21 protein-coding genes are annotated in these 24,448 nt (G+C 61.7%); 7 read left to right on the top strand and 14 right to left on the bottom strand.

Going from position 1 to position 24,448, the window contains the following annotated elements; translation table 11 throughout:
- Positions 1–69: 69 nt before the first annotated feature.
- Positions 70–987 (top strand): S66 peptidase family protein, encoded by a 918-nt coding sequence (locus AC19YS_RS16855; RefSeq protein WP_500602297.1) that lies wholly within the window; start codon positions 70–72, stop codon positions 985–987.
- A 125-nt stretch (positions 988–1,112) separates the two neighbouring features.
- On the opposite strand, the gene AC19YS_RS16850 is transcribed toward AC19YS_RS16855, so the two are convergent.
- From AC19YS_RS16850 to leuS, 5 genes are all read right to left on the bottom strand, one after another.
- Positions 1,113–2,438 (bottom strand): lytic murein transglycosylase, encoded by a 1,326-nt coding sequence (locus tag AC19YS_RS16850; RefSeq protein WP_200623935.1) that lies wholly within the window; start codon positions 2,436–2,438, stop codon positions 1,113–1,115.
- A 61-nt stretch (positions 2,439–2,499) separates the two neighbouring features.
- The gene (gene arfA, locus AC19YS_RS16845; RefSeq protein ID WP_003176285.1) at positions 2,500–2,664 is read right to left on the bottom strand and encodes an alternative ribosome rescue factor ArfA; all 165 of its coding nucleotides are present in this window, start codon (positions 2,662–2,664) and stop codon (positions 2,500–2,502) included.
- Between the two features lie 219 nt (positions 2,665–2,883).
- Positions 2,884–3,921, bottom strand: a complete 1,038-nt coding sequence (holA, locus tag AC19YS_RS16840) for a DNA polymerase III subunit delta (protein ID WP_106579369.1) — start codon at positions 3,919–3,921, stop codon at positions 2,884–2,886.
- Positions 3,922–3,960: 39 nt separating this feature from the next.
- Positions 3,961–4,566: an LPS-assembly lipoprotein LptE gene (locus tag AC19YS_RS16835; protein WP_106579368.1), complete on the bottom strand. Its 606-nt coding sequence runs from the start codon at positions 4,564–4,566 to the stop codon at positions 3,961–3,963.
- Positions 4,567–4,654: 88 nt separating this feature from the next.
- Complete coding sequence (gene leuS / locus AC19YS_RS16830; protein ID WP_500602266.1) at positions 4,655–7,261, bottom strand: leucine--tRNA ligase; 2,607 nt, start codon at positions 7,259–7,261, stop codon at positions 4,655–4,657.
- A 262-nt stretch (positions 7,262–7,523) separates the two neighbouring features.
- Here leuS and AC19YS_RS16825 point away from each other — a divergent pair, with 262 nt between their 5' ends.
- Positions 7,524–7,835: a hypothetical protein gene (locus tag AC19YS_RS16825; RefSeq protein WP_119740902.1), complete on the top strand. Its 312-nt coding sequence runs from the start codon at positions 7,524–7,526 to the stop codon at positions 7,833–7,835.
- A 97-nt stretch (positions 7,836–7,932) separates the two neighbouring features.
- A complete protein-coding gene (locus AC19YS_RS16820; protein WP_500602265.1) occupies positions 7,933–8,694 on the top strand; it encodes a YdcF family protein in 762 nt (253 codons plus the stop codon).
- Between the two features lie 137 nt (positions 8,695–8,831).
- On the opposite strand, the gene lnt is transcribed toward AC19YS_RS16820, so the two are convergent.
- From lnt to miaB, 5 genes are all read right to left on the bottom strand, one after another.
- Positions 8,832–10,355: an apolipoprotein N-acyltransferase gene (lnt, locus tag AC19YS_RS16815; protein WP_500602264.1), complete on the bottom strand. Its 1,524-nt coding sequence runs from the start codon at positions 10,353–10,355 to the stop codon at positions 8,832–8,834.
- Between the two features lie 8 nt (positions 10,356–10,363).
- Positions 10,364–11,203, bottom strand: coding sequence for a CorC family transporter (locus tag AC19YS_RS16810; RefSeq protein ID WP_200623932.1), 840 nt, complete (start codon positions 11,201–11,203; stop codon positions 10,364–10,366).
- A 27-nt stretch (positions 11,204–11,230) separates the two neighbouring features.
- Positions 11,231–11,704 carry an rRNA maturation RNase YbeY gene (ybeY, locus tag AC19YS_RS16805; protein WP_124418527.1) on the bottom strand — a complete coding sequence of 158 codons (474 nt, stop codon included), beginning with the start codon at positions 11,702–11,704 and terminating at the stop codon, positions 11,231–11,233.
- Positions 11,697–12,698: a PhoH family protein gene (locus AC19YS_RS16800; protein ID WP_106579362.1), complete on the bottom strand. Its 1,002-nt coding sequence runs from the start codon at positions 12,696–12,698 to the stop codon at positions 11,697–11,699. The genes ybeY and AC19YS_RS16800 overlap by 8 nt, the downstream gene beginning before the upstream one ends.
- A 226-nt stretch (positions 12,699–12,924) precedes the next feature.
- Positions 12,925–14,253, bottom strand: a complete 1,329-nt coding sequence (gene miaB, locus AC19YS_RS16795; protein WP_106579361.1) for a tRNA (N6-isopentenyl adenosine(37)-C2)-methylthiotransferase MiaB — start codon at positions 14,251–14,253, stop codon at positions 12,925–12,927.
- A 131-nt stretch (positions 14,254–14,384) separates the two neighbouring features.
- Here miaB and AC19YS_RS16790 point away from each other — a divergent pair, with 131 nt between their 5' ends.
- Complete coding sequence (locus tag AC19YS_RS16790; protein WP_003194436.1) at positions 14,385–14,711, top strand: DUF1820 family protein; 327 nt, start codon at positions 14,385–14,387, stop codon at positions 14,709–14,711.
- Positions 14,712–14,839: 128 nt separating this feature from the next.
- On the opposite strand, the gene AC19YS_RS16785 is transcribed toward AC19YS_RS16790, so the two are convergent.
- The 4 genes from AC19YS_RS16785 to AC19YS_RS16770 form a co-directional block, all read right to left on the bottom strand.
- The gene (locus AC19YS_RS16785; protein WP_119740906.1) at positions 14,840–15,400 is read right to left on the bottom strand and encodes a tetratricopeptide repeat protein; all 561 of its coding nucleotides are present in this window, start codon (positions 15,398–15,400) and stop codon (positions 14,840–14,842) included.
- Positions 15,401–15,625: 225 nt separating this feature from the next.
- A complete protein-coding gene (gene hemL / locus AC19YS_RS16780) occupies positions 15,626–16,909 on the bottom strand; it encodes a glutamate-1-semialdehyde 2,1-aminomutase (protein ID WP_106579359.1) in 1,284 nt (427 codons plus the stop codon).
- 11 nt (positions 16,910–16,920) lie between these two features.
- A complete protein-coding gene (gene thiE / locus AC19YS_RS16775) occupies positions 16,921–17,550 on the bottom strand; it encodes a thiamine phosphate synthase (RefSeq protein ID WP_119740910.1) in 630 nt (209 codons plus the stop codon).
- A gap of 19 nt (positions 17,551–17,569) precedes the next feature.
- On the bottom strand, positions 17,570–18,367 hold the full coding sequence (locus AC19YS_RS16770) for a hydroxymethylpyrimidine/phosphomethylpyrimidine kinase (RefSeq protein ID WP_106579357.1): 798 nt from the start codon (positions 18,365–18,367) through the stop codon (positions 17,570–17,572).
- Between the two features lie 286 nt (positions 18,368–18,653).
- On the opposite strand from AC19YS_RS16770, the gene AC19YS_RS16765 reads away from it, so the two are divergent.
- From AC19YS_RS16765 to amn, 3 genes are all read left to right on the top strand, one after another.
- Entirely contained in the window at positions 18,654–21,032 is a 2,379-nt protein-coding gene (locus tag AC19YS_RS16765) for a hybrid sensor histidine kinase/response regulator (RefSeq protein WP_500602263.1), read from the top strand.
- A gap of 89 nt (positions 21,033–21,121) precedes the next feature.
- Entirely contained in the window at positions 21,122–22,771 is a 1,650-nt protein-coding gene (locus AC19YS_RS16760; protein ID WP_500602262.1) for an acyl-CoA dehydrogenase family protein, read from the top strand.
- 185 nt (positions 22,772–22,956) lie between these two features.
- On the top strand, positions 22,957–24,429 hold the full coding sequence (amn, locus tag AC19YS_RS16755; RefSeq protein WP_164487962.1) for an AMP nucleosidase: 1,473 nt from the start codon (positions 22,957–22,959) through the stop codon (positions 24,427–24,429).
- Positions 24,430–24,448 lie beyond the last annotated feature (19 nt).

Here is a 24,448-nt window from a genome sequence, read left to right as displayed (position 1 = left end):
TTCGCGAGCAAGCCCGCTCCCACATTTCGTTCTGCGTCATAGATGGGAGACTTATGGATGAGCACTGAACTGGCAGCCGCGGTACCTGCACTTCGAGCCGAAGGCATCATCGGCCTGATCGCCCCCGCCGGCCCTGCCGCCCTCGACGTTGAAAAAGCCGGGCAATGGATGCGTGCCCGTGGCCATGAGCTGCGGATTTTCCCTGGTGTATACGAGCGCGGCGGTTACCTCGCAGGCAGCGATGACGTGCGCCTGCGTGACCTTCACGCTGCCTTCGCCGACCCCGAAATCGATGCCATCTTCTGCCTGCGCGGCGGCTACGGTACGCCACGCTTGCTGGATCGCCTGGATTACGACCTGCTGCGCGCCAACCCCAAGCCGTTCGTGGGTTACAGCGACATCACCGCGTTGCACCTGGCGATCAGCCGCTACGCCGGCTTCGTGACTTTCCACGGGCCAATGCTCAGTGCCGATTTGCTGGGCGACAAACAACAGCCCACGGAGTCATCGCTGTTCAGCATGCTGCGCGGCCAGCTTGGCGCCGGCAGTGTCGTGGCGCACCCGGTGGCCTACCCATTGACCACCCTTGAGCCGGGTATTGCCTGTGGACGCTTGCTGGGCGGCAACCTGTCGATGATCGCCGCAGTCATGGGCACGGCTTATGAGATTGATGCCGAGGGCATCATTTTGCTGATCGAAGACGTCAACGAGCCGATCTACCGTATCGACCGCCTGCTGACTCACCTGCGCCTGGCCGGCAAGCTGGAGCAAATTGCCGGTGTGCTGGTGGGCGACGTGGCGGGTGTGGATAAAGCAGCGCTGGAGCGGCTGCTGAAGCAGACCTTCGCACCGTTGTGCATTCCGGTGTTGTCCGGCTGGCGCAGTGGGCACTGCGATCCGAACCTGACGCTGCCGATGGGCGCGTTGGTGCGGCTGGATGCGGGGGAGCAGCGGCTGGTGTTGGAGCAGGATGTAGTTTTGAAATAATTGTCGCCTGTGATGCCGTCTTCGCAAGCAAGCCCGCTCCCACATTCGACCGAGTTCCAACCTTGGAATGTCGTTGAATGTGGGAGCGGGCTTGCTCGCGAAGGCGATAGTCGCCATACGCCGACCTATTGGCTTTGCAACGACTCCAGCAGTTTCACCGTCGGATACCCGTCCGCTGGCCAACCCAGCGACTGCTGCGCCGCGCGAATCGCCTTGCGCGTGTTGGCGCCGATGATGCCGTCTGCATTGCCCGCGTCATACCCTTTGGCGCTCAGCACTGTCTGCAAATCGATGCGCTGGGAGCGGCTCAGTGGCAGCTCATCTTTGGGCCAATCGCCACGAATCACACCACCGCCGCCAAACCGTTCCGACAGCAGGCCAACCGCCAGCGCGTAGGACGACGAGTTGTTGTACTTGAGGATCGCGCGGAAGTTGTCCAGCACCAGGAAAGCGGGGCCACGGTAGCCTGCCGGCAGCAACAAGGCGGCGGACAGTTGGTCGACGTTGGGCGGCATGCTCGCGCCAGGTGGCAACTGGATACCGAGTTTCAGCCACTCGGCGACGGTCTTGCGTACGCCGCCGTCTGCCAGGGCGTAATCAAAGTTGGCCGGCAGCTGTTGCACCTCAAAGCCCCACGGCTGGCCTTTTTGCCAGCCAGAGCTTTGCAGGTAATGCGCCGTGGAGGCGAGGGCGTCGGCCGGGCTGTTCCAGATGTCACGGCGACCGTCACCGTCGAAGTCGACCGCGTGGGTGTTATAGGTAGTCGGGATAAATTGCGTCTGGCCCATCGCGCCGGCCCAGGAGCCTTTCATCTGGTCGGCCTGGATGTCGCCATGCTGGATGATCTGCAGCGCCGCCAGCAGTTGCGCCTGGGCGAACGCCGGGCGACGGCCTTCGTAGGCCAGGGTTGCCAGGGAGCGGATCACCGAATTATTGCCTTGGAACTGGCCAAAATTGCTTTCCATGCCCCACACCGAAACCAGCGCCTGGCGGTCGACGCCATAGCGTTGTTCGATGCTTTGCAGGATGTCGGCGTACTTGATCAGCAAGGCTTGGCCATTGCGTACGCGCACCGGCGAGAGGGCGCCGTCGAGGTATTCCCAAACCGGGCGGGAAAATTCCGGTTGGCTGCGGTCAGCGCGAATCACCGCCATGTCGGGGGTGACGCCGGCAAAGGCGTTGTCGAACACCGCAGGCGTGATCCCGGCTTTCAGGGCGTCCACGCGAAAGGCCGCTTGCCATTCGGCGAAGGTCTGGGTCGGTTGGATATCGAGGTTGTCCACGGCCAACGGCGCAACGACGGCAGGCGCGACGGCCGGCACAGTCTGCAGTTTTGGCAGGGGTTGCGCGTCTGCGGCGGTGGGTTTTTCCGCGCAGGCGACAAGCAGAATGAGGCTGGAGGCAGCGATCAATTGGCGAAGGTGCCAACGACGGGAAAGACTAGAGGGCATGCACAGGTCCAGGGATTACAAATCAGGTACAGACCTTATCATGCCGGAGGGGCGCTTGCCTTCAGGCAGCCAGAAAGTAAGAAGCCTCCCAGCTATTAGACTGGAAGGCTTCGCGGCGGTAGCTGCCTTTGCCCTTGCCGGCGCGTTCCTGACGGCTTCGGAACAGTGGCTGGGCGATGATGGATTTGGCCTTGTTGGGGCCATGCTTGGATGGCTTTTTGCTCATGTCGATACTCTCTGTCGGTGGGATGAAACGGTGCAAATCATCTGCCGAAGTGACGCCGCTGTAAAGCCCGGCGCGGTGTAGGAAAGGTGCACGATCAAAATGGGGGAGCGGGCTTGCTCGCGAAGGCGGTGGGCCAGTCGCCTGATCCATAAACTGATACACCGTCTTCGTGAGCAAGCCCGCTCCCACATTGGGATTGTGGTGTTTTTGGGCGGGGCGTTATTCAGCCGGTAACGATAGGCGCTGACCAGACATCAAAAGTGACAAACGGCTCAGGCTCATCCACGGCGAACCCGCCGCCTGACCCTTGATTTGCGCATCGATGCGCTGCGCTTCAAGTAGAAGCTGTGCCCAGCGTTGCGCCGAGTGCCGTTGCAGGGCTTTGCTCATCAGGGGTTTGCGTTTGTCCCAGACCGGTGGCCGCGCCTGGCTGAAGCATTTGTCCAGCGGAGTGCCCTGGCTGTATTGCAGCGAAATATTGGCCAGCACCCGCAACTCACGGGCCAGGGCCCATAGAATCACCGGGGGTTCCACGCCTTCGCCGCGCAGCCCTTCGAGCATGCGCAAGGCGTGGGCAGGTTCACCATTAAGAATCGCGTCCACCAGCCCGAACACGTCAAAGCGAGCACTGTCGGCCACTGCGCCTTGCACGGTTTCGACGGTGATCTGACCGTCTTCGGCCATCAACTTGAGCTTTTCGATCTCCTGGGCGGCGGCAAGCAAGTTGCCTTCGACCCGGGCGGCGATCAGTTCAACAGCGTCTTGCGTCGCTGACAGCCCCGACTGGGACAGGCGCTGACGAATCCACTGCGGCAACTGGTTGCTGTCCACTGGCCAGATCTGGATGAACTGGGTCTGTGGCCCCTCTACCAGCGCCTTGCCCCATTTGGTTTTCTGCGCACTGCCGTCGAGCTTGGGCAAGCTGATCAGCAGCACTGTGTCTTCAGCGGGACGCGAGCAGTATTCCATCAAGGCCGCCGCGCCCTTGTCGCCGGGTTTGCCCGAGGGCAGGCGCAATTCCAACAGGCGTTTTTCGGCGAACAGCGACATGCTCGCACCGGCTTGCAGCAGCGTGCCCCAGTCGAAACTGGCGTCGGCGCTGAAGACCTGGCGTTCATCGAAACCCTGCTGGCGCGCGGCGCTGCGAATAGCGTCTGCCGCTTCCTGGCACAACAGCGGGTCATCACCGCTGACGATGTAGACAGGCGCGAGGCCACCTTGCAGGTGTTTGGCGAGTTGGGCGGGGGCGAGCTTCATAGGCGGGGCAAACGGGGCGCCAGGGGCGCCCCGTCTGGCTTACTCGACAGGGACTTCAACAGGCGATTGTTTCGGCGTGTTGTCTTCGTATTCTTTTGCGGCTTTCAGGGCGTCGGCGTCAGCCTTGGCCTTGTTGTCGGCGGTTTGCTGCAGAGCGGCCAGTTTTTCCGGCGTCAGCTGTTGCAGACGTACCATCAGGCGCTGGATCAGCTCACGACGCATTTCCTTGCGAACCTGAATGATCTCCGAGTCCGAACCCACCAGGTTGTTGCCGTCGTGGCTCACCACTTTCTGGACTTCGAGCTTGTCAGCCATCAATGGCAGGTGGTCACGGCCTTGTACTTCATAGTTGACGGCCGTATTGAGCTCAACGTCCGACGCGCGGCCGGCGCTGGCGTAGCTCAGGCTACGCTGGGATTCCTGCTCGTCCACAAGGACCAGTTTGTAGGTTGCACCGGTGTAGACGCGCACGCCGCTGTTTTCCAGGGTCTGGCGCAGCTGAACCACGGTGTCGCCATAGGCGTTGCGGGCGCTGACGTCCAGTTCCTTGATGCTCAGTTCATTGGTGCCGGTACCGCGCAGCTGGAAGCCGCAAGCGCTCAGCAGCACAGCGAGGCCCATCACCAGCAAATTGCGTTTGATCATTTTGTTGCTCCCCTTGAAACCATGTGGGCCTTATCGAGGCCTTAAAGGTTTGGTTCGGCGCAGGGCCCAAGCCCTGCGCCCGATCCGATTAGCTGGCGACGATGTTGACCAGTTTGCCAGGCACTACGATCACTTTGCGGATCGTCAGGCCTTCGGTAAAGCGCAGCACGTTCTCGTTGACCCGTGCAGCCGCCTCGACGTCTTCACGACTGGCGCTGGCTGGCATATCGATCTGGCCGCGCAGTTTGCCGTTGACCTGGATTACCAGCTGCAGCGTGTCCTGTACCAGCGCGCTGTCATCCTGTACCGGCCAACCGGCGTCGATCACCGCGCCACTGTGGCCCAAGCGGCTCCACAGATCATGGCTGATGTGCGGCGTGATCGGAGCCAGCAACAGGACGACCGCTTCCAGGCCTTCCTGTACCAGCGCGCGGTCCTGTTCGGTCGCCTGCGGTGCTTTTTCCAGCACGTTCATCAGCGTCATCACCTGAGCGATGGCGGTGTTGAATTTGTGGTTCTGGCCCACGTCCTGGCTGGCCTGGCGGATGGCCAGGTGAGTGCTGCGGCGAATGGCTTTCTGTTCATCGCTCAAGGACGCCACGTCCAGCTTGCCCGGCAGGCCCTGGCTGACATGGGCGTGCGCCAGGCGCCAGACGCGCTTGAGGAAACGGTGCGAGCCTTCGACGCCGGAGTCGGACCATTCGGCGCTCATGTCGGGCGGCGAGGCGAACATCATGAACAGGCGGCAGGTGTCGGCGCCGAACTGGTCGATCATCGACTGTGGGTCGACGCCGTTGTTCTTGGACTTGGCCATCTTCTCGGTGCCGCCGATTTCCACCGGCAGGCCGTCGGACTTCAGCTTGGCGCTGATCACCTTGGCCTTGCTGTCACGCTCAAGCTCTACGTCCGCCGGGTTGAACCAGGTGTAGGCGCCATTGGCTTCGCGGCGATAGTAAGTGTCGGCGATCACCATGCCTTGGGTCAGCAGGTTCTTGAACGGCTCGTCGGAGCTGACCAGGCCTTCGTCGCGCATCAGCTTGTGGAAGAAACGCGCGTACAGCAGGTGAAGAATTGCGTGTTCGATGCCGCCGATGTACTGATCCACCGGCAACCAGTGGTCGGCCGCGGATTTTTCCACCAGACCGCCTTCATAGTGCGGCGAGGCGTAGCGAGCGTAGTACCACGAGGACTCGACGAAGGTGTCCATGGTGTCGGTTTCACGCTTGGCCGGTGCACCGCATTTCGGGCAGGCGCACTCGTAGAACTCGGGCATGCGCGCCAATGGCGAACCGGCGCCATCGGGCACCACGTCTTCGGGCAGTACCACCGGCAACTGGTCTTCCGGCACCGGCACGTCACCGCAGGTTTGGCAGTGGATGATCGGAATCGGGCAGCCCCAGTAGCGCTGGCGGCTGATGCCCCAGTCGCGCAGGCGGAACTGGGTGCGCGAGGCACCGAGGTTTTTCTTGATCAGTGCCACTTCAATGGCGTCGAAGGCACCCTGGAAATCCAGGCCGTCGAACTCGCCGGAGTTGATCAGTTCGCCGTGCTCACCGTAAGCGTCTTGCCACGGGGCCGGGTTGGTATCGCCCGAGCTGGTACGCACGACCGATTTGATCGGCAGGCCGTACTTGGTGGCAAATTCGAAATCGCGCTCGTCGTGAGCCGGCACGGCCATTACTGCGCCATCGCCGTAGTGCATCAGCACGTAGTTGGCGACCCACACCGGCAGTTTTTCACCGGTCAGTGGGTGCTCGACGAACAAGCCGGTTGGCAGGCCTTTTTTCTCCTGGGTGGCGACGTCGGCTTCGGCCACGCTGCCGCCTTTGCATTCGGTGATGAAGGCCGAAAGCTCTGGGTTGTTCTGCGCGGCCTGGGTGGCCAGCGGGTGTTCAGCGGCCACGGCGACGTAGGTCGCGCCCATCAGGGTGTCCGGGCGGGTGGTGAAGACTTTCAGTGCGCCGGCAGCGCCAATGGAATCGACGTTGTACGGGAACTGCACTTCCATGCCCTTGGATTTGCCGATCCAGTTGCGCTGCATGGTCTTGACCTGTTCAGGCCAGCCCGGCAGGTCGTCGAGGCTCGACAAGAGTTCATCCGCATAGGCGGTGATCTTGAAGTAGTACATCGGGATTTCGCGCTTTTCGATCAGCGCGCCGGAGCGCCAGCCGCGACCGTCGATGACCTGTTCGTTGGCCAGTACGGTCTGGTCGATCGGGTCCCAGTTCACGGTGCCGCTTTTCTTGTAGATCACACCTTTTTCGAACAGGCGGGTGAACAGCCATTGTTCCCAGCGGTAGTAATCGGGCTTGCAGGTGGTGACCTCGCGCGACCAGTCCACCGCCAGGCCCAGGCTGCGCAGCTGGGTCTTCATGTAGGCGATGTTTTCGTAGGTCCACTTGGCGGGCGCCACGTTGTTTTTCATCGCGGCGTTTTCCGCCGGCATGCCGAAGGCGTCCCAACCCATGGGTTGCAGGACGTTCTTGCCGAGCATGCGCTGGTAGCGCGAAATCACGTCGCCGATGGTGTAGTTACGCACGTGCCCCATGTGTAGCTTGCCGCTGGGGTAAGGGAACATCGATAGGCAGTAGTAAGTCTCCTTGCCTGGCTGTTCACTGACTTCAAAGGACTTTTGCTCGTCCCAGAAGGTTTGGGCGGCATTTTCTATTTCACGGGGCTGATATTGTTCGTGCATGGCTACTTTTGAACTGAATAGGGGTGGCCTAATCCTCTTCGGTGCAACGTTCAGGTTGATCGACACCAAAAAGCGGCGCGTCCGTGCCCAAACCCTGCGGGAAGTGGAGTTACAGGAAGCGCCGTAGCATACATGACCCCACTCTATCGAGGGAAACCCTGATTGCGCAGGCAGGGCCGTCTGTCGCGGCGCCGGGCAGGCGCAGCCACGGGGACTACGCTGTTTATTGGGGAGTGAGTCTTATCTTCAATGAGGTGAGGGGATGGTTGAATCGCAGCGAACTTTAACGAAACCGCAGTTGTACCAAGGACTGATCGACCGTTTGGGTCGGGCATTGGATGCCGCCAGAACCGCAGGCCGATTGCGTGATGAACGGCCTCTGGAATTGGAGTTGCGAGGCTTGAGCCAGGCTGAGCTTGAATTGATCAAGGTTTACCTGGAATTGAATCACCACCGTGCCTCTCAAGGGCAGGCTTCCCCGCCAGCCCAGGCGCCATCACGTTCGGCCAAGGTGGTCTGGCTGAAGGATGTGGCGGCCGGTCGCGGCCCCGAAAAGCTTCGGGCCGTTCGGTGAAACATCGCGTTATCCAGTGACCTTCTCGAAATGTGTTGGTAAAGATTGTCGCTAAACCCCGTTGCATCTAGGCTTCGGGCATCTTTGGAGATGCCCGATGCCTTTTCGTTATTTCATTAAACAATTGCTCTTGCCGCCCGGCATTTTTTTGCTGTTGCTGGTGTTTGCCTGGTGGTTTCGTAAAAGCCGCCCGCGCCTGGCCGGGTTTTGCTTTGTAGTGGGGTTGGGCGGGCTGTGGCTGATCAGCCTGCCGGTGATGGTGCAATGGGGCGCGCATGCGCTGGAAACCGAGCCACCATTGGCGCGTGACGCGTGGGCAACATTGGCGCAGCGCGCTGATGCCATTGTGGTGCTGGGCTCTGGGCGCGAACGCGGTGATCCGGCCTGGGGCAGTGATCAGCCCACCGGCATCGGTCTTGAGCGCCAGCGGTATGCCGCGCGACTGGCCAAGGCCTCCGGGTTGCCGGTATTGACCAGCGGCGGCTTGCACTACGGCACGCCGCCCAGTGAGGCGCAGTTGATGGCCGTGTCGATGCAGGATGACTTCGGCGTGACGGTGCGCTGGAAGGAAGAACGCAGCCGCACCACCTGGGAAAACGCGCAGATGAGTGCCGAGATACTGCTGCCCCAAGGCATCAAGCGCGTGGTGGTGGTGACCCAGGCCTGGCACATGCCGCGCGCGGTGTGGAGTTTTGAGAAGGCCGGCTTCACCGTGGTGCCGGGGCCGGTGGGTTTCTTGGGCGTGGACAATGCCCGGCCACTCGGCGGCTGGATGCCCGAGTTTGTATCGGTGTGGCGCAGCGGGCAGTTGATCAATGAGGCGGTGGGGCAGGTGGGGTATCGGGTGTTTTATCGATAACACCGTGAATCAACGGTGCGGTGGGCTTATGTGGGAGCGGGCTTGCTCGCGAAGCGGTGCGTCCGTCAGCCTGTTCGTTAGCTGATGCACCCTGTTCGCGAGCAAGCCCGCTCCCACATTGATTTTGGGTTTGTCTGTCAGACCGTCTTGGACATCCGGCCCGCCAGCAACGCCCAGCCAAACAGCCCCAGGCAGACGATGATCAACGGCCATGAGCGCCATTGCAGGTACGGCGTGAGGTTATGCATCGGCACCACTTCGCCGTACAGGATCCCGCGCTCGAACTGCGGGATCTGCGCGGTGATCTGCCCGAACGGGTTGATCAGGCCGGTAACGCCGTTGTTGGTCGCCCGAATCATCCAGCGGCCAGCCTCCAATGCGCGCATCTGCGCCATTTGCAAGTGTTGCAGCGGGCCGATGGAGCGGCCAAACCAGGTGTCATTACTGATGGTCAGCAAGAGGTCGCTCTGGGCCGACAGGCCGGCGGCAAATTCCGGGTACACCACTTCATAGCAAATGAAGGGCGCAATCTGATAGCCCTTGGCCTGCAGCATCGCCTGGTCAGCCGGGCCGCGCGCAAAGTCCGACATCGGCAGGTCGAAGAACGCAATCAGCCCGCGCAGCATGTCTTGCAGCGGCACGTATTCGCCAAACGGCACCAGCTTCTGCTTAAGGTAGGTGCCTTCGCCTTCACCAACCACGGTGATGCCATTGAAGAAACGCTTCTGGTGGTGCACTTCCTGGCGGATCGGCACGCCGGTGATCAGCGCCGTGTGCCGGTCTGCAGCAAACTTGCCCATCATGCCCAGATAGCCTTCGACGGAATCCTTGAGCACCGGCACGGCGGTTTCCGGCCACACCAACAGGTCGACGCGCTTGGAGCTGAAGCTCATGTCGCGGTACAGCGCCAACTGCGCATTGAGCTGCTCCGGGTCCCACTTCATGCTTTGTTCGACGTTGCCCTGGATCGCTGCCACCGTCAGGGGTGCGCCCGAGGGCGCGGTCCAGGCGTGGTGCTTGAGCGCCAGGCCGATGGCCCAGGGGGCAACCAGCAGAACCAGGCCTGCGCCGATGAACCCGTTGCGCCTGCTCGCCAGCAGGCGTGGCAGGTTGCACAGCACCGCAGCGGTCAGTGCCAGCGCGAAGGAAATCAGCCACATCCCGCCCAGCGGCGCGAGGCCGGTAAGTGGGCCGTCGAGTTGACTGTAGCCAGAGTAGAGCCAGGGGAAACCGGTGAGGAACCAGCCGCGAAACGCCTCCTGGCCGACCCACAACGCAGCAAACGTCAGCGCGTCGGCCAACGGCGCTTCATTACGGCGCAGCCAGCGCGCCCACAGCCAGGCGGGCAGGGCGAAAAACCAGGCGATGGCGGCGGTAAACAGCAGCATCAAAAAGCCAGCCAGCAGCACCGAAGCGCCGCCGAAATGGTGAATGCTGTAGTAGATCCAGCTGGTGCCGGCGCCAAACAGGCCGAAGCCGAAGCACCAGCCACGGCCCAAGGCCTGACGTGGCGTCAGCTCGCGCAGGCCGATATAGAACAACCCGATCGCCAGCAGTGCAAATGGCCACAGATCGAACGGCGCCAGCGCCAGGGTGGTGATGGCGCCGGCCACCACGGCCAGCAAGTTACCGGGCCAGCCGGGGCGGGTCAGACGGCGCATATCAATCCTTAGCGGGCAATAGGTGTCAGGCGAATCAGATGGATGCGGCGGCTGTCGGCATTCAGGATGCGGAAGCGATAGGCGCCGATCTCGGTGGTCTCGTTACGTTTGGGCAGATGCCCGAACGCGCTCATTACCAGGCCGCCGACGGTGTCGAACTCGTCGTCGGAGAATTCGCTGTCGAAGAACGCGTTGAAGTTCTCGATCGGCGTGAGCGCCTTGACCAGGAAATCACCGCTGGGCAGCGGCTTGATGTAGCTGTCTTCTTCGACGTCGTGCTCGTCTTCGATGTCGCCGACGATCTGTTCCAGCACGTCTTCGATGGTCACCAGACCGGCCACGCCACCGTATTCGTCGATCACGATGGCCATGTGATTGTGGTTGGCGCGAAATTCACGCAACAGCACATTCAGGCGCTTGGATTCAGGCACGAAGGTGGCCGGACGCAGCAGGTCCTTGATGTTGAAGTTGTCGCCGTTCTCCTTGAGGATCAACGGCAGCAGGTCCTTGGCCAACAGGACACCCATGACGTCGTCATGGCTTTCACCGATCACCGGGTAGCGCGAGTGCGCCGAGTCGATCACGGCCGGGAGGAATTCCCGAGGGGTCTGGGTCGCCTTGATGCTGATCATCTGCGAACGCGGGACCATGATGTCCCGGACTTGCAGGTCAGCCACCTGAATGGCGCCTTCGACGATGGCCAGCGCTTCGCTGTCCAGCAACTTGTTCTGATGGGCCTCGCGCAGCAGCTCAAGCAGCTCCTGGCGGTTTTTCGGCTCGTGGGCAAAAGCCTGGGTCAATTTACCCAGCCATGACTTCTGCCCGTTGCTCGATCGGTCTTCGCTCATAGCGATTACTCTAAATCCTTTGTTGTTTCAGTGAGGTGTAGTTTCGATTTCGTCGTCTGCATAAGGGTCGCGGTGACCCAATTCAGCAAGCAACGTTTGTTCCAGTGTTTCCATCTCTAGCGCTTCGTCATCGTCTATATGGTCGTAACCCAAGAGATGCAAGCAGCCGTGGATCACTAGATGGGCCCAATGGGCCTCAAGTTCCTTGCCTTGCTCCTTGGCTTCGCGTTCCACCACCTCGACACAGATCACCAAGTCGCCCAGCAGCGGGATGTCCAGTAACTCATCCGGCACGTCGGCTGGGAAGGACAGCACGTTGGTCGCGTAATCCTTTTGACGCCAAGTGTGATTCAGTTCGCGGCCTTCGGGCTCGTCCACCAGGCGGATGGTCAGCTCCGAGTCGGCGGTGCGCTGGCGCAGGGCCAGCGTGCACCATTGGCGGAACTGTTCTTCGCTGGGGGCGGGCGCTTCGGTGGCCAGCTGCAGGTCAAGCTCAAGCATCGCGGCGAACGTCCTTGGCGGGTGCGTCGTCCTTGTGGTCGAAGCGCTCGTAGGCTTCGACGATGCGCTGCACCAGCGGGTGGCGCACTACGTCTTTGGGCATGAAATGCGTAAAGCTGATGCCCGGCACGTCCTTGAGCACTTCGATGACTTGGGCCAGGCCCGACTTGGTGCCCTTGGGCAGGTCGACCTGGGTCACGTCACCGGTGATCACAGCGGTTGAGCCGAAACCGATACGGGTCAGGAACATCTTCATCTGTTCGACGGTGGTGTTCTGGCTTTCGTCGAGGATGATGAAGCTGTTGTTCAGCGTACGCCCACGCATGTAGGCCAGCGGGGCGATCTCGATCACCTGGCGCTCGATCAGTTTGGCCACGTATTCAAAGCCGAGCATCTCGTACAGCGCGTCATAGAGCGGGCGCAGGTACGGGTCAATCTTCTGGGCCAGGTCGCCGGGCAGGAAGCCAAGCTTTTCGCCGGCCTCGACCGCCGGGCGCACCAGCAGGATGCGGCGTACTTGCTCGCGCTCCAGGGCGTCCACCGCACAGGCCACGGCCAGGTAGGTCTTGCCGGTACCGGCGGGACCGATGCCGAAATTGATGTCGTTACCGAGGATTTCTTTGACGTAGCGCTGCTGATTCAAGCCGCGTGGGCGAATCATGCCTTTTTTGGTGCGCAGGGCCACGCTGGCTTCGGCAACCGGGTTGTTCGCCAGGTCTTGCACGGCAGATTCCTGCAGGTACAGGTGCACGGTCTCCGGCGACAGCTCGCTACCCTTGGTTTCGCGGTAGAGGCGGCGGAGCAGGTTTTCTGCAGACGTGGTGTGCTGAGGTTCACCAATTAGCTCGAACTGATTGCCGCGGTTGCGGATCTCGATGCTCAGGCGTTGTTCGATCAGGCGCAGGTGCTCGTCGAACTGTCCGCACAGGTTGGCGAAACGGCGAGCCTCAAAAGGCTCGAGGAGAAAACGATGAGGTTCTATGGGTGCGTTCAAGGTCGCTTTTAGCCGCCCTTTGGCTGTTGAGGTGAAAGAGAGGATAACGCCAGCCGTCGACGTGCGAAAGCACTTATCTAGCCCAAGTGCAGCACGGTTCCCATGTGGGAGCGGGCTTGCTCGCGAATGCGGTGGGTCAGCTAATCCATGTATCAACTGATCTACCGCATTCGCGAGCAAGCCCGCTCCCACATTTTGATCTCTACCAGTCAGCAATATGGGTGGGTTACTGAACCAACGACCCGCGCAACGAGTGCGGTTGCGCCGCGTCAATGTGCACATCGGCAAACTGGCCGATCAGGGTCGGGTTGTCGCAGCGGAAGTTGACGATGCGGTTGTTTTCGGTACGGCCTTGCAGCTCGCCCGGGTCTTTTTTCGAATAGTCGGTGACCAGGATGCGCTGGATCGAGCCGACCATTTGTCGGCTGATTTCGAAACCTTGCTGGTTCAGGCGATGTTGCAGAGCATTCAGGCGCTCTTTTTTCAGCGCTTCAGGGGTTTCATCCGCCAAGTCGGCGGCCGGGGTGCCCGGGCGCTGGCTGTAGACGAACGAGTAGGAGAAGTCGAAGCCGACGTCTTCGATCAGCTTCATGGTCTGCTCGAAATCTTTCTCGGTCTCCCCAGGAAAGCCGACGATAAAGTCCGAGCTGATGCAGATACCCGGCACCGCCGCGCGCAGTTTGCGCAGCTTGGATTTGTATTCCAGGGCGGTGTGGTTGCGTTTCATCGCCGACAGAATGCGGTCCGAACCCGACTGCACCGGCAAGTGCAGGTGTTTGACCAGCTCCGGCACTTCGGCGTGGGCCTGGATCAGGCTGTCGGAGAACTCAAGCGGGTGCGAGGTGGTGTAGCGAATGCGCTCGATGCCATCGACGGCGGCCACCACGCGGATCAACTCTGCGAGGTCGGCCAGGCGACCATCGTGGGTCTGGCCGCGATAGCCGTTGACGTTTTGGCCCAGCAGGGTCACTTCGCGCACACCGTTTTCGGCCAGGTGGATAATTTCCGCCAGCACGTCATCAAACGGCCGGCTGACTTCTTCACCACGGGTGTAGGGCACCACGCAGAAGGTGCAGTACTTGCTGCAGCCTTCCATCACCGACACATAGGCGCTCGGGCCGTCGATGCGCGGCTCGGGCAAGTGGTCGAATTTTTCGATTTCCGGGAACGACACATCCACCTGCGGCAGCTTGGTGATACGTGCCGCGTCGATCATTTCCGGCAGGCGGTGCAAGGTTTGCGGGCCGAAGACCACGTCGACGTAGGGCGCGCGGTCGCGGATCGCGGCGCCTTCCTGGCTGGCCACGCAGCCGCCAACGGCAATCACCATGTCCGGGTTGGCCAGTTTCAACTCGCGCCAGCGGCCCAGTTGAGAGTACACACGGTCCTGGGCGCGCTCACGAATCGAGCAGGTATTAAGCAGGATAACGTCGGCATCTTCGGCGCGGGCGGTGACTTCCAGGGCCTGATGTTCGCCCAGCAGATCGACCATGCGCGAGCTGTCGTACTCGTTCATCTGGCAACCGTGGGTTTCGATGTAAAGCTTCTTGGCCATGGGAATCATCAACTGGTGGTAAAGAACCGCGCATTATAGGGGGCATGCCCATTGGTTCCTAGCGTTGTGCATCGGGTGCCATGCTATAGTTCGCGCCCTCTTTTATATCCCCGATGTGTTATTCGCCCACCATGACCAAACGTGAAGCTCCAATCTATAAGGTGATTTTCCTTAACCAGGGCCAGGTGTTCGAAATGTACGCCAAGCAGATCTATCAAAGTGATCTGTGGGGCTTCCTGGAAGTGGAAGAGTTCGTCTTTGGCGAGCGCACCCAGTTGGTCGTCGATCCGGGCGAGGAAAAACTGAAGGCGCAGTTTGAAGGCGTGGTGCGCAGCTTTGTGCCGATGCATTCGATTGTGCGCATCGACGAAGTCGAGCGCCTGGGCACGCCGAAGATCAGCGAGGCGCGTGGTACCAGCAATGTCATGCCGTTTCCGATGCCGATGCCTGAGAAGTAGGACGTTAGACCGAGGTGTGCCCATCGCAGGCAAGCCCGCTCCCACACTCGACCGCGTTCCTATGCTGGAACTCGGTCGAGTGTGGGAGCGGGCTTGCTCGCGAATGGGCCTAAAAAGGCACTGAAAATTTAAGGCAATGGCGAGAACGGCGAACGCCCATCCGCACTCTGCAATTCCTGCAAGTAATTGCGGAAGATCTGGCCCAGCACCTGGGTTGCCACTTCCAACTCATCACGCTGCATGTGCTCGGCGACTTCGTCGGCGGTGTCCAGCGCGTCTTCAGCGCCGTTGACCGCGGCCATTTTCAGCACGATATACGCCTGGACGTTGTTGGCCGGCACGCCTTCGCCTTTGAAGAACATGTTGCCCAACTGAAATTGCGCCTGGGCGTGGCCCTGCAACGACGCTTTCTCGAAGTAGCTCAAGGCTTTGTTGAGGTCGCGCGCGGGGTTTTTGTCGTCGTGGTAGTACTCGCCCAACTCGTATTGCGCCTGCGCATCCCCGCCGTCGGCCTGTTTCTGGCACGCGCTCAGGGCTTCGGCCTGGCTGTCTGGCTGGGTATTGAGGGTGCAACGACCCATCGCTGGGATTAACAACGAGTTGCCGCCTGCTTGTGCTTGTGCATGTGCCAGCAGCGGCTGAAGGAGCAACAGGCAGCCCAGAACCAGGGTGCGGCCGGTGCGTTTCATGGGAATCGACTTACCTCTGACGGGGCGCGCGGACCCTCGGGGGTCCAATAAGCGCGCATTATGAAATAAGCAGGCCTCTGCTTACAAAGTCTTTACTCGTTTTTCTGCTGCGTGGGCAAGTTATCTGCCGGATTGCAGGTGATTTCTCGAAAAATGCAGGAAAGCGCTGTAAGCAAAGTAGCAAATTCTGACGTCACCCAAGGCAACGTCAGCTTGATATGCCCCTTATTTCAGGGCCGCGAAGGCGCGCTCGGCAGCATCCAGGGTCAATTTCAGCTCTGCATCGCCATGGGCGATCGAGGTGAAGCCCGCTTCAAAGGCGCTCGGTGCCAGGTAAACGCCGCCTTCCAGCATCAGGTGGAAGAAGCGCTTGAACAGGTCGGCATCGCTGCCCATCACGTCATCGAAGGTGACGATATCGTCGGCACCGCTGAAGTACAGGCCGAACATGCCGCCGGCTTGCGTGGTGACGAACGGGATGCCGGCAGCATCGGCGCGCTGTTGCAGGCCATCGAGCAGGCGCGTGGTGTAGTCGGTCAGCTCGGCGTGAAAACCCGGGCGGCTGATCAGGCGCAAGGTGGTCAGGCCGGCCGCCATCGCCAACGGGTTACCCGACAAGGTGCCCGCCTGGTACACCGGGCCCAGTGGCGCGATGTGCTGCATGATGTCGCGCTTGCCGCCGAAGCAACCCACCGGCATGCCGCCGCCAATGATCTTGCCGAAGGTGCTCAGGTCCGGCGTGACGCCGTAGTAGGCCTGGGCGCCGCCGAGGGCGACACGGAAACCGGTCATGACTTCGTCGAAAATCAGCACTACGCCGTGCTTGTCGCACTGCTCGCGCAGGCCTTCAAGGAAACCAGGCGCCGGCGGTACGCAGTTCATGTTGCCGGCGACCGGCTCGACGATGATGCATGCCACCTCTTGGCCCACTTCACTGAGCATCTGCTCGACCGCGGCGATGTCGTTGAAGGGCAGGGTCAGGGTGTGCTTGGCGAAGGCCGCCGGTACACCGGCCGAGCTTGGTACGCCCTGGGTCAGCGCGCCGGAACCGGCTTTTACCAGCAGGCTGTCGGAGTGGCCGTGGTAGCAGCCTTCGAACTTGATGATGCTGTCGCGGCCGGTAAAACCACGGGCCAGGCGAATCGCGCTCATGGTGGCCTCGGTGCCGGAGCTGACCATGCGCACCATTTCCATCGACGGCACGATCGAGCACACCAAGTCCGCCATTTCGGTTTCCATGGCGGTCGGGGCGCCGTAGGACAGGCCGTGTTGCAACTGCTGGCGCACCGCATCGAGCACGTCCGGGTGGCTGTGGCCGAGGATCATCGGGCCCCAGGAACCCACGTAGTCAACGTAGCGCTTGTCATCTTCGTCGGTGACGTAGGCGCCTTCGGCATGCTTGAAGAACAACGGCGTGCCGCCCACGCTCTTGAACGCACGCACGGGGGAGTTCACACCGCCGGGAATGTGTTTCTGAGCATTGGCAAACAGGGTTTCGGAACGGGACATGGTCGGGCTCTCTAAACTGAAATTTTAAGAAGATCGTTGAATGCGCGCGCGCGGCGCGTGACTTCCTGGGTGCTGTCGGCACCGAACAGGCCGTGCACCACGGCGAGCAGGTCGGCACCGTGGGCCACCAGCGGTTCGGCGTTTTCCAGGGTGACGCCGCCGATCACGCAGATCGGCAGCTGCAGGCGCGCGCGGGCCTGGGCCAGCATTTCGACGGTGGCGGCGGGTGCGCCGGGCTTGGTGTTGGAATTGAAGAAGCGGCCGAAGGCGACGTAGCTGGCGCCTTCTTTGGCGGCCTGTTCGGCCAATTCGATCTGGCTGTGGCAGGTGGCGCCGATGATCGCTTTGGAACCGAGCAACGCTCGGGCCGGAGTCAGTGGGCCGTCGGTTTGGCCCAGGTGTACGCCCACGCCCAGGCGCGCGGCCAGTTCGGCGTCGTCATTGATAATAAGCTGGGTCTTGTAGCGCGAGCACAGCTCGCGCAGTTTCTCCGCTTCTCGCAGGCGGCGGGCTTCATCGCTGCTTTTGTCGCGGTACTGCAGCAGGGTTACGCCGCCGTCCAATGCCGCTTCGACGTAGGCGAGAAATTTGCCGGCCAACAGTTGGCTGTCGGTAATGGCATACAGGCCACGTAGTTTCATCGGGCAGGCCTCTTGTGCTTTAAGAGCAGAAATCCAGCGGCAAACGGCGCGGCACGAACTGGCCCTGGCCGAGTTGTTCGGCGTCACGCAAGGTGCGCCAAGTGTAGTTGAGCGCTGACTGCACGGCGCTGACCAGGCCTTCGCCCTGGGCGATGCGACCAGCCAGTGCGCTGGCCAGCGTGCAGCCCGAACCATGATAGCTGCCGGGCAGGCGCTGGCAGGTAAAGGTCTGGCGCGTGCCGTCGCGGCTGTACAGGCGATTGTGCACTTGATGCTCGTCGCCGTGGCCGCCGGTGATCAGCAAGTGCTTGATAAACGGCAGCAGCTTCTCGGCGCATTCGTCCGCGGTGCCCTCAGGCAATTCGGCGAGGATGCGCGCTTCAGGCAAGTTGGGCGTGGCGATCAGCGACAACGGCAGCAGCCGCTCGCGCATGGCGTAGCCGACTTCGTCCTTGCCCAGGCTGCCACCGCCGCCGGCCCGCAGCACCGGGTCGCACACCACCGGCAGGTGCGGGTGAGCCTGCAGCAGTTCGACCACGGTGTCGACCATCGCTGTGGAGCCGAGCATGCCAAGCTTGACCGCCGCCACCTCGGAATCGCCGAGCACGGCATTCGCCTGGGCCAGGACCCACTCGCGGTCGAGCACGCGGAAATCGCTGACATTGACGGTGTTCTGCACGGTCAGGGCGGTGACGGCGGGAGCCGCATGACAGCCTTGGGCGAGCAGGGCTTCGATATCTGCCTGCAGGCCGGCGCCACCACTTGGGTCATGGCCGGAGAGACAGAGGACAACGGGGCGAGAGCTGTAGATATTCATGGTGCGCGAGCTTACCACCAAACGCTTTTTGCGTGGCTGTCTGGCGATGGTTGAATTTTGCCGCTGCCCAGGTGTAATTGTGGCTGATAGCCATTATCGAGCGTTGCGGCATAAATCCGTTGAAAGCCGCGTTCTAGAGCCTTTCAAAAAATTATTTCAATGGTGTCTAATGGCCTCCAGCGGCTATGCTAGAGTGGATCCAAACAACTTACTGTATCGCCGGTATACGTCTTCTCAAAAGGAATGGGGGCTTTTGACATAACCGGACAGGCCACGCTGGGGCTCTATGCGCTATTTGCTGATCTTATTATTGTGCGGGCTGCCAATGCTCGCCGGCGCCGTCGAGTTCAATCAGAGCACTCGAAGCCTGCCGCTGGGCCGGGTCATGCAAGTACTCGAAGACCCTACCGACGCCCTCACCATCGCCCAAGTCAGTTCCCCCGCCTACGCCGCCCAGTTCAAGACCCACGACCAAGCCACCCTCAATGCCGGCTATTCACGTTCGGTGTTCTGGCTCAAGGTCGAGCTGCATTACACCGCCACTGACCCGCGCGCGCCGCGTACCTGGTTCCTGGAGCTGGCGTACCCGCCGCTGAACCGCCTGGACCTGTACCAGAACGACGGCACCGGCGGCTACCGACTGACCACTCGCACCGGCAGCGCACTGCCCTTTTCCAGCCGTGAAGTGCGCCAGAGCAACTACCTGTTCAAGCTCAACTTTGTGCCCGACCAGCAGCAAACCGTGTACCTGCGCCTGCAAAGCGAAGGCTCGATCCAGGCGCCGTTGACGCTCTGGGCCGGCACCGCCTACCTGGAAGAACAGCCGCTGCGCCTGTATGTACTGGGCGCTATCTACGGCGTACTGCTGGGGATGCTGGTCTACAACCTGTTTATCTACCTCAGCGTGCGCGACACCAGCTACCTCTATTACATCCTTTATATCGCCTCGTTCGGCCTGTACCAGCTGTCGGTCAATGGCGTGGCCGTGGAGTACTTCTGGCCGAACAACCCGTGGTGGTCGAATGCGGCGGTGCCGTTCCTGATCGGGTCGGCGGCGCTGTTCGGCAGCCTGTTTGCGCGCAGCTTCCTGCACACCGCGCAGCACAGCCGCTGGCTCGACCGGATCTTGCTGGCGCTGGCGACCTGCGGCGCGGTGGTGATGGTGCTGGCGCTGCTGACCAGCTATGCGGTGGCCCTGCGCCTGGCTACCGGTCTGGCGCTGGTGTTTACCGTGACGATCTTTGTTGCCGCGATCAAGGCGTGGTATTGCGGCCAGCGAATGGCGCGGTATTTCATCATCGCCTGGTCGGCATTCCTGCTCGGCGGGGTGGTCAACACCCTGATGGTGTTGGGCTACTTGCCCAACATGTTTCTCACCATGTACGCCAGCCAGCTCGGTTCTGCGATTGAGGTGGCGCTGCTCTCGTTGGCCCTGGCGGACCGCATCAATGGCATGCGTGAGCAGCAGGCGCAAATCCTGTTCGACGCCAGCCAGAAACTCGAAGTGCTCAACCAGCAGCTCGCGCGCAGCAATCGTCTGAAAGACGAATTCCTCGCTACCCTGACCCATGAACTGCGCACCCCGATGAACGGCGTGATCGGCTCCCTTGAGCTGATGCAAACCGTGCCGCTGGACGATGACCTGGCGCAGTACCAGCAAACCGCCGCCGGCTCGGCGCGGGACATGATGCGCATGGTCAACGGCATTCTCACTCTGACCGAACTGCAGGCCGGGCGCCTGACCGCCCAACCCCAGGTGTTCAGCCTGCGCGGCGCGCTCGACACCTTGCGTCAACAGTTCAGCACCGGCGCCCAGAACAAGGGCTTGGCATTCTCCATCGACGTGGCGGACGAGTTGCCGGACCGCGTGATCGGCGATGCCGACAAACTGATCCAGTGCCTGGATTGCCTGCTCGACAACGCGTTCAAGTTCACTCACGAAGGCGCCGTGCGCGTGCGTGTGGTGGGTGTTCCACAAAGCGATGGCAGCTTGCGCCTGAGCTTTATCGTCACCGACAGTGGTATCGGCTTCGCTTTCCTCGACGAGGCCACGCTGTATCAGCGCTTCTTCCAGCTCGACGGCTCGACCACCCGCGAATACGGCGGCCTGGGCATCGGCCTGGCGATCTGCCGACAGCTGATCGAGCTGCTCGGTGGGCGCCTGACCCATCATTCGGAGCCGCGCAAGGGCAGCCGGTTCCAACTCGAAGTGACGGTGAGCCCGGTGCCTCCCGAACCCAAAGCGACGCCCCAGGAAACCTTGATGCAGCGCGCGCCCCACGAGTGCGCGGTGCTGCTGGTGGACGACAACAGCGTCGGCCAGTTGGCGGTGCGTGGCATGCTGCTCAAGCTGGGCTATCGGGTGAAAACCGTGGACAACGGTTCGTCTGCGCTGGCGATGTTGCAGAGTGAAACGTTTGATGCGGTGCTGCTGGACGTGCCTGAAGGCGGGTTCTCATTGTGCTGTCAGATCCGTGCACTGCCTGGGTGTGGCGAACTGCCGGTGATCGCCCTGACGACGTCCCTCAATGGCACGGACCGCGAGCGCTGCCATGGCATTGGCATCACGGACCGGCTGGCCAAGCCTGTGCGTTTTGAAGCGCTGCAGGCGGTGCTGGAGCGTCGGCTGCTGTGCCCGTTAGAGGGCGAAAGCGCCGGACATTAGGCGGGTATGCCACTTTTTTAAGCCCTGTGACGGTGCTTAACTGAAATTCAGGCCTCAACTGCACGTGGCCTTTTTCCAGGAGGCCCGTCATGAACCTGCATCAGTTCGCCGAAACCCACGACGTCACCAATCAGCCACCGTCCCTGGACGGCACCAACCTGTACCGCATTGACGTGCCCCTGCAAGACTGGTCGCGCCGCTTTGGCGCCGGCTGGGCCCATGCGCGTATCGATGCGTATGGCGCACTGGCGGGCGGGCCTTTGATGGCAGCCGGGTTTCTGGCAAACGAGAACAAGCCGGTGTTCAACAGCCATGACCGTTATGGCCATCGCATCGACTGGGTGGCGTTTCATCCGGCGTACCACGAGCTGATGCGCACCGCCGTCGAACATGGCCTGCCGTCGCTGCCGTGGGCGCACCCGCAACCCGGCGCCCACGTGGCGCGCGCCGCCATGACCTACCTGCACAGCCAGGCCGAAGCGGGCACCGGTTGCCCGCTGACCATGACCTTCGCCTGCGTGCCGGCCCTGCGCCTGCAACCGGATCTGGCGCAGACCTGGCTGCCGAAAATCCTCAGCACCGAATACGACCCGCGCAATGTCGGCATCGCCCACAAGGCCGGGGCCACCATCGGCATGGCCATGACCGAGAAGCAGGGTGGCACCGACGTGCGCGCCAACACCACCCGCGCGTATCCGGTGGGCGCGGGCGGCCCAGGGCAAGCTTATGAACTGGTGGGGCACAAGTGGTTCTGCTCGGCGCCGATGTGTGACGCGTTCCTCACGCTGGCGCAGACCGACAAAGGCTTGACCTGTTTCCTGCTGCCCCGGCACCGCCCGGATGACACCCGCAACGAGTTCTACATCCAGCGCCTGAAAAACAAACTCGGCAACTGCTCCAATGCCTCCAGCGAAGTGGAATTTCGTGGCGCGCTGGCCTGGATGATCGGCGAAGAGGGCCGTGGCGTGCCGACCATTATCGAAATGGTCGCCATGACCCGCTTCGACTGCATGGTTGGCTCCAGCGCGCTGATGCGTCAGGCGTTGACCCAGGCCAGTCATCATTGTGCGCACCGCTTGGTAGGTGGCCGTGTGTTGAGTGAGCAGCCGCTGATGCAAAACGTATTGGCTGACCTGGCCCTGGAAAGCGAGGCGTCGCTGGCATTGAGCATGCGCATGGGCCGGGCGCTGGACCATCTGGATAACGAGCAGGAAGCCAAATTCGCCCGGCTGGTGACGGCAGTGGGCAAGTATTGGATCTGCAAGCGCGCGCCAGCAATGATCAACGAGGCGGCCGAGTGCATGGGCGGTGCCGGGTATGTCGAGGACAGCATCCTGCCGCGCTTGTACCGTGAGGCGCCGGTTAATTCAACGTGGGAAGGTTCCGGCAATGTGCAGTGCCTGGACGTGTTGCGGGCACTGTCGAAAGAACCGGGCGTGCTCGAGGCGCTGTTTGTCGAACTCGGGGACGGGCATGGCCACACGCAACTGGCGCGGCATATCGAGCAGCTTAAGTCGGCGTTTATGGATACCCAGGATATTCAGTACCGTGCGCGCCAATTGACCGAGGACATTGCCGTGGCGTTGCAGGCCAAACTGTTGCTGGAGGCCGGGAACGCGGCGGTCAGTGATGGGTTTATTGCCAGCCGCTTGGGGGAGTCGTCCGGTCGGGTGTATGGCACCTTGCCGCGTGGCGTGGAGGTGGAAGCGATCGTTGCTCGTTCAACCCCAACCCTCTGACTACACGCGGTCAAAATGTGGGAGCGGGCTTGCTCGCGAATACGGTCTGTCAGTGACTGATTAGGTGACTGATACACCGCATTCGCGAGCAAGCCCGCGCCCACATTATTAATCGCATTCCAATCCTACTGTTTCAGTGAGGCCGGGATACAGGCAAGATAAAGGCCTGCAAGTCAGAACACAGGATGCTTACCGTGACCGAAGCTTTTGTTGTCGTTCAAACCGCCGAAGAAGCCGTGGATCGGCTGGCGGCTCTTCACGAGCGTGCTACCGGTGCGCTCAATCAAGCCCTCAAGCAATACCTCAAGGACCGCGTCGAGCCCGACGCCGCGCAACGCGCGTTGTTTCGCTATCCAGAACTGCGCCTGACCTACCACTGCCACGGCGAAGTCCCTCAGACCACTCGGGCGTACGCCAAGGTTCAGCTGCCGGGAACCTACAGCGTCACCGTCACCCATCCGGCCGCGTTCCGTAAGTACCTGCTGGAGCAACTGGTGCCGCTGATGCACGACTTCACCGTGACGGTAGAAGTCGGCGTGAGCCAACAGAATATTCCTTACCCGTATGTGGTGGAGCAGGGCGACGAACTGGCCGGCTCCGGCGTGACTGCCGCAACCCTGGCGCGGGTGTTCCCCAGCACCGACCTGTCCGCGGCCACCGACGGTATCGCCGATGGCCTATACGACTGGGAAAACACCGACCCGCTGCCGCTGGCGCTGTTCGATGCCGCCCGCGTGGACTTTTCCCTGCGCCGCCTGGTGCACTACACCGGCAGCGACTGGCGCCATGTGCAGCCGTGGATCCTGCTGACCAACTACCATCGCTATGTTGACCAGTTCATCCTGCATGGCCTGGAGCAATTGCGCAGTGACCCGCGGTTTATCCGCATGGTGCTGCCGGGCAACGTGATCATCGACAAGAGCATGGACCACGGCGAAGCCTCGGCCATTGCGGCGGGCGTGGTCTGGCACCGTTATCAGATGCCGGCCTATCACCTGCAGGCCACTGATGGCCACGGCGTGACCCTGGTGAACATCGGCGTTGGCCCATCAAATGCGAAGAACATCACCGATCATTTGGCCGTGCTGCGCCCGCATTGCTGGCTGATGATCGGCCACTGCGGCGGTCTGCGCCAATCCCAGACCATTGGCGATTACGTACTGGCCCACGCCTACATGCGCCGCGACGGGATTCTGGACCGCGTGGTGCCGCCGAATATTCCGATCCCGGCCCTGGCCGAAGTGCAGATGGCCCTGCAGCAAGCGGCGGCCAACGTCACTGGCGAGAAAGGCGAAGAGCTGAAAAAGCGCCTGCGCACCGGCACCGTGTTGACCTACGACGACCGCAACTGGGAGCTGCGTTGGGCCCAGGAACGGCCGCTGATCAACCTGTCCCGCGCCGTGGCCGTGGACATGGAAAGCGGCACCATCGCCGCCCAGGGCTATCGTCTGCGGGTGCCGTATGGCACGTTGCTGTGCGTCTCGGACAAGCCGCTGCACAGCGAGATCAAGCTGCCGGGTTCGGCCAACGCGTTCTATGAGCGTGCGGTCAGCCAGCACTTGAAGATCGGCATCGAGGCGGTGGACCTGTTGCGCACCGAACTCAACTCGCTGCACTCGCGCAAACTGCGCAGCTTCGACGAGCCGCCGTTCCGCTAAGCGGTTGGGATGGTCATTT

The sequence above is a fragment of the Pseudomonas sp. MF08831 genome, assembly GCF_059862645.1.
Note: the sequence above shows the minus strand (reverse complement) of the source record. Positions and strands in the feature narration are given on the sequence as shown.

Coding starts and splice junctions, on each gene's coding strand:
- AC19YS_RS16850 (WP_200623935.1), bottom strand. CDS start 2,438: ATGCCCTCTAGTCTTTCCCGTCGTTGGCACCTTCGCCAATTGATCGCT.
- arfA (WP_003176285.1), bottom strand. CDS start 2,664: ATGAGCAAAAAGCCATCCAAGCATGGCCCCAACAAGGCCAAATCCATC.
- holA (WP_106579369.1), bottom strand. CDS start 3,921: ATGAAGCTCGCCCCCGCCCAACTCGCCAAACACCTGCAAGGTGGCCTC.
- AC19YS_RS16835 (WP_106579368.1), bottom strand. CDS start 4,566: ATGATCAAACGCAATTTGCTGGTGATGGGCCTCGCTGTGCTGCTGAGC.
- leuS (WP_500602266.1), bottom strand. CDS start 7,261: ATGCACGAACAATATCAGCCCCGTGAAATAGAAAATGCCGCCCAAACC.
- AC19YS_RS16825 (WP_119740902.1), top strand. CDS start 7,524: ATGGTTGAATCGCAGCGAACTTTAACGAAACCGCAGTTGTACCAAGGA.
- AC19YS_RS16820 (WP_500602265.1), top strand. CDS start 7,933: ATGCCTTTTCGTTATTTCATTAAACAATTGCTCTTGCCGCCCGGCATT.
- lnt (WP_500602264.1), bottom strand. CDS start 10,355: ATGCGCCGTCTGACCCGCCCCGGCTGGCCCGGTAACTTGCTGGCCGTG.
- AC19YS_RS16810 (WP_200623932.1), bottom strand. CDS start 11,203: ATGAGCGAAGACCGATCGAGCAACGGGCAGAAGTCATGGCTGGGTAAA.
- ybeY (WP_124418527.1), bottom strand. CDS start 11,704: ATGCTTGAGCTTGACCTGCAGCTGGCCACCGAAGCGCCCGCCCCCAGC.
- miaB (WP_106579361.1), bottom strand. CDS start 14,253: ATGGCCAAGAAGCTTTACATCGAAACCCACGGTTGCCAGATGAACGAG.
- AC19YS_RS16790 (WP_003194436.1), top strand. CDS start 14,385: ATGACCAAACGTGAAGCTCCAATCTATAAGGTGATTTTCCTTAACCAG.
- AC19YS_RS16785 (WP_119740906.1), bottom strand. CDS start 15,400: ATGAAACGCACCGGCCGCACCCTGGTTCTGGGCTGCCTGTTGCTCCTT.
- hemL (WP_106579359.1), bottom strand. CDS start 16,909: ATGTCCCGTTCCGAAACCCTGTTTGCCAATGCTCAGAAACACATTCCC.
- thiE (WP_119740910.1), bottom strand. CDS start 17,550: ATGAAACTACGTGGCCTGTATGCCATTACCGACAGCCAACTGTTGGCC.
- AC19YS_RS16770 (WP_106579357.1), bottom strand. CDS start 18,367: ATGAATATCTACAGCTCTCGCCCCGTTGTCCTCTGTCTCTCCGGCCAT.
- AC19YS_RS16765 (WP_500602263.1), top strand. CDS start 18,654: ATGCGCTATTTGCTGATCTTATTATTGTGCGGGCTGCCAATGCTCGCC.
- AC19YS_RS16760 (WP_500602262.1), top strand. CDS start 21,122: ATGAACCTGCATCAGTTCGCCGAAACCCACGACGTCACCAATCAGCCA.
- amn (WP_164487962.1), top strand. CDS start 22,957: ATGCTTACCGTGACCGAAGCTTTTGTTGTCGTTCAAACCGCCGAAGAA.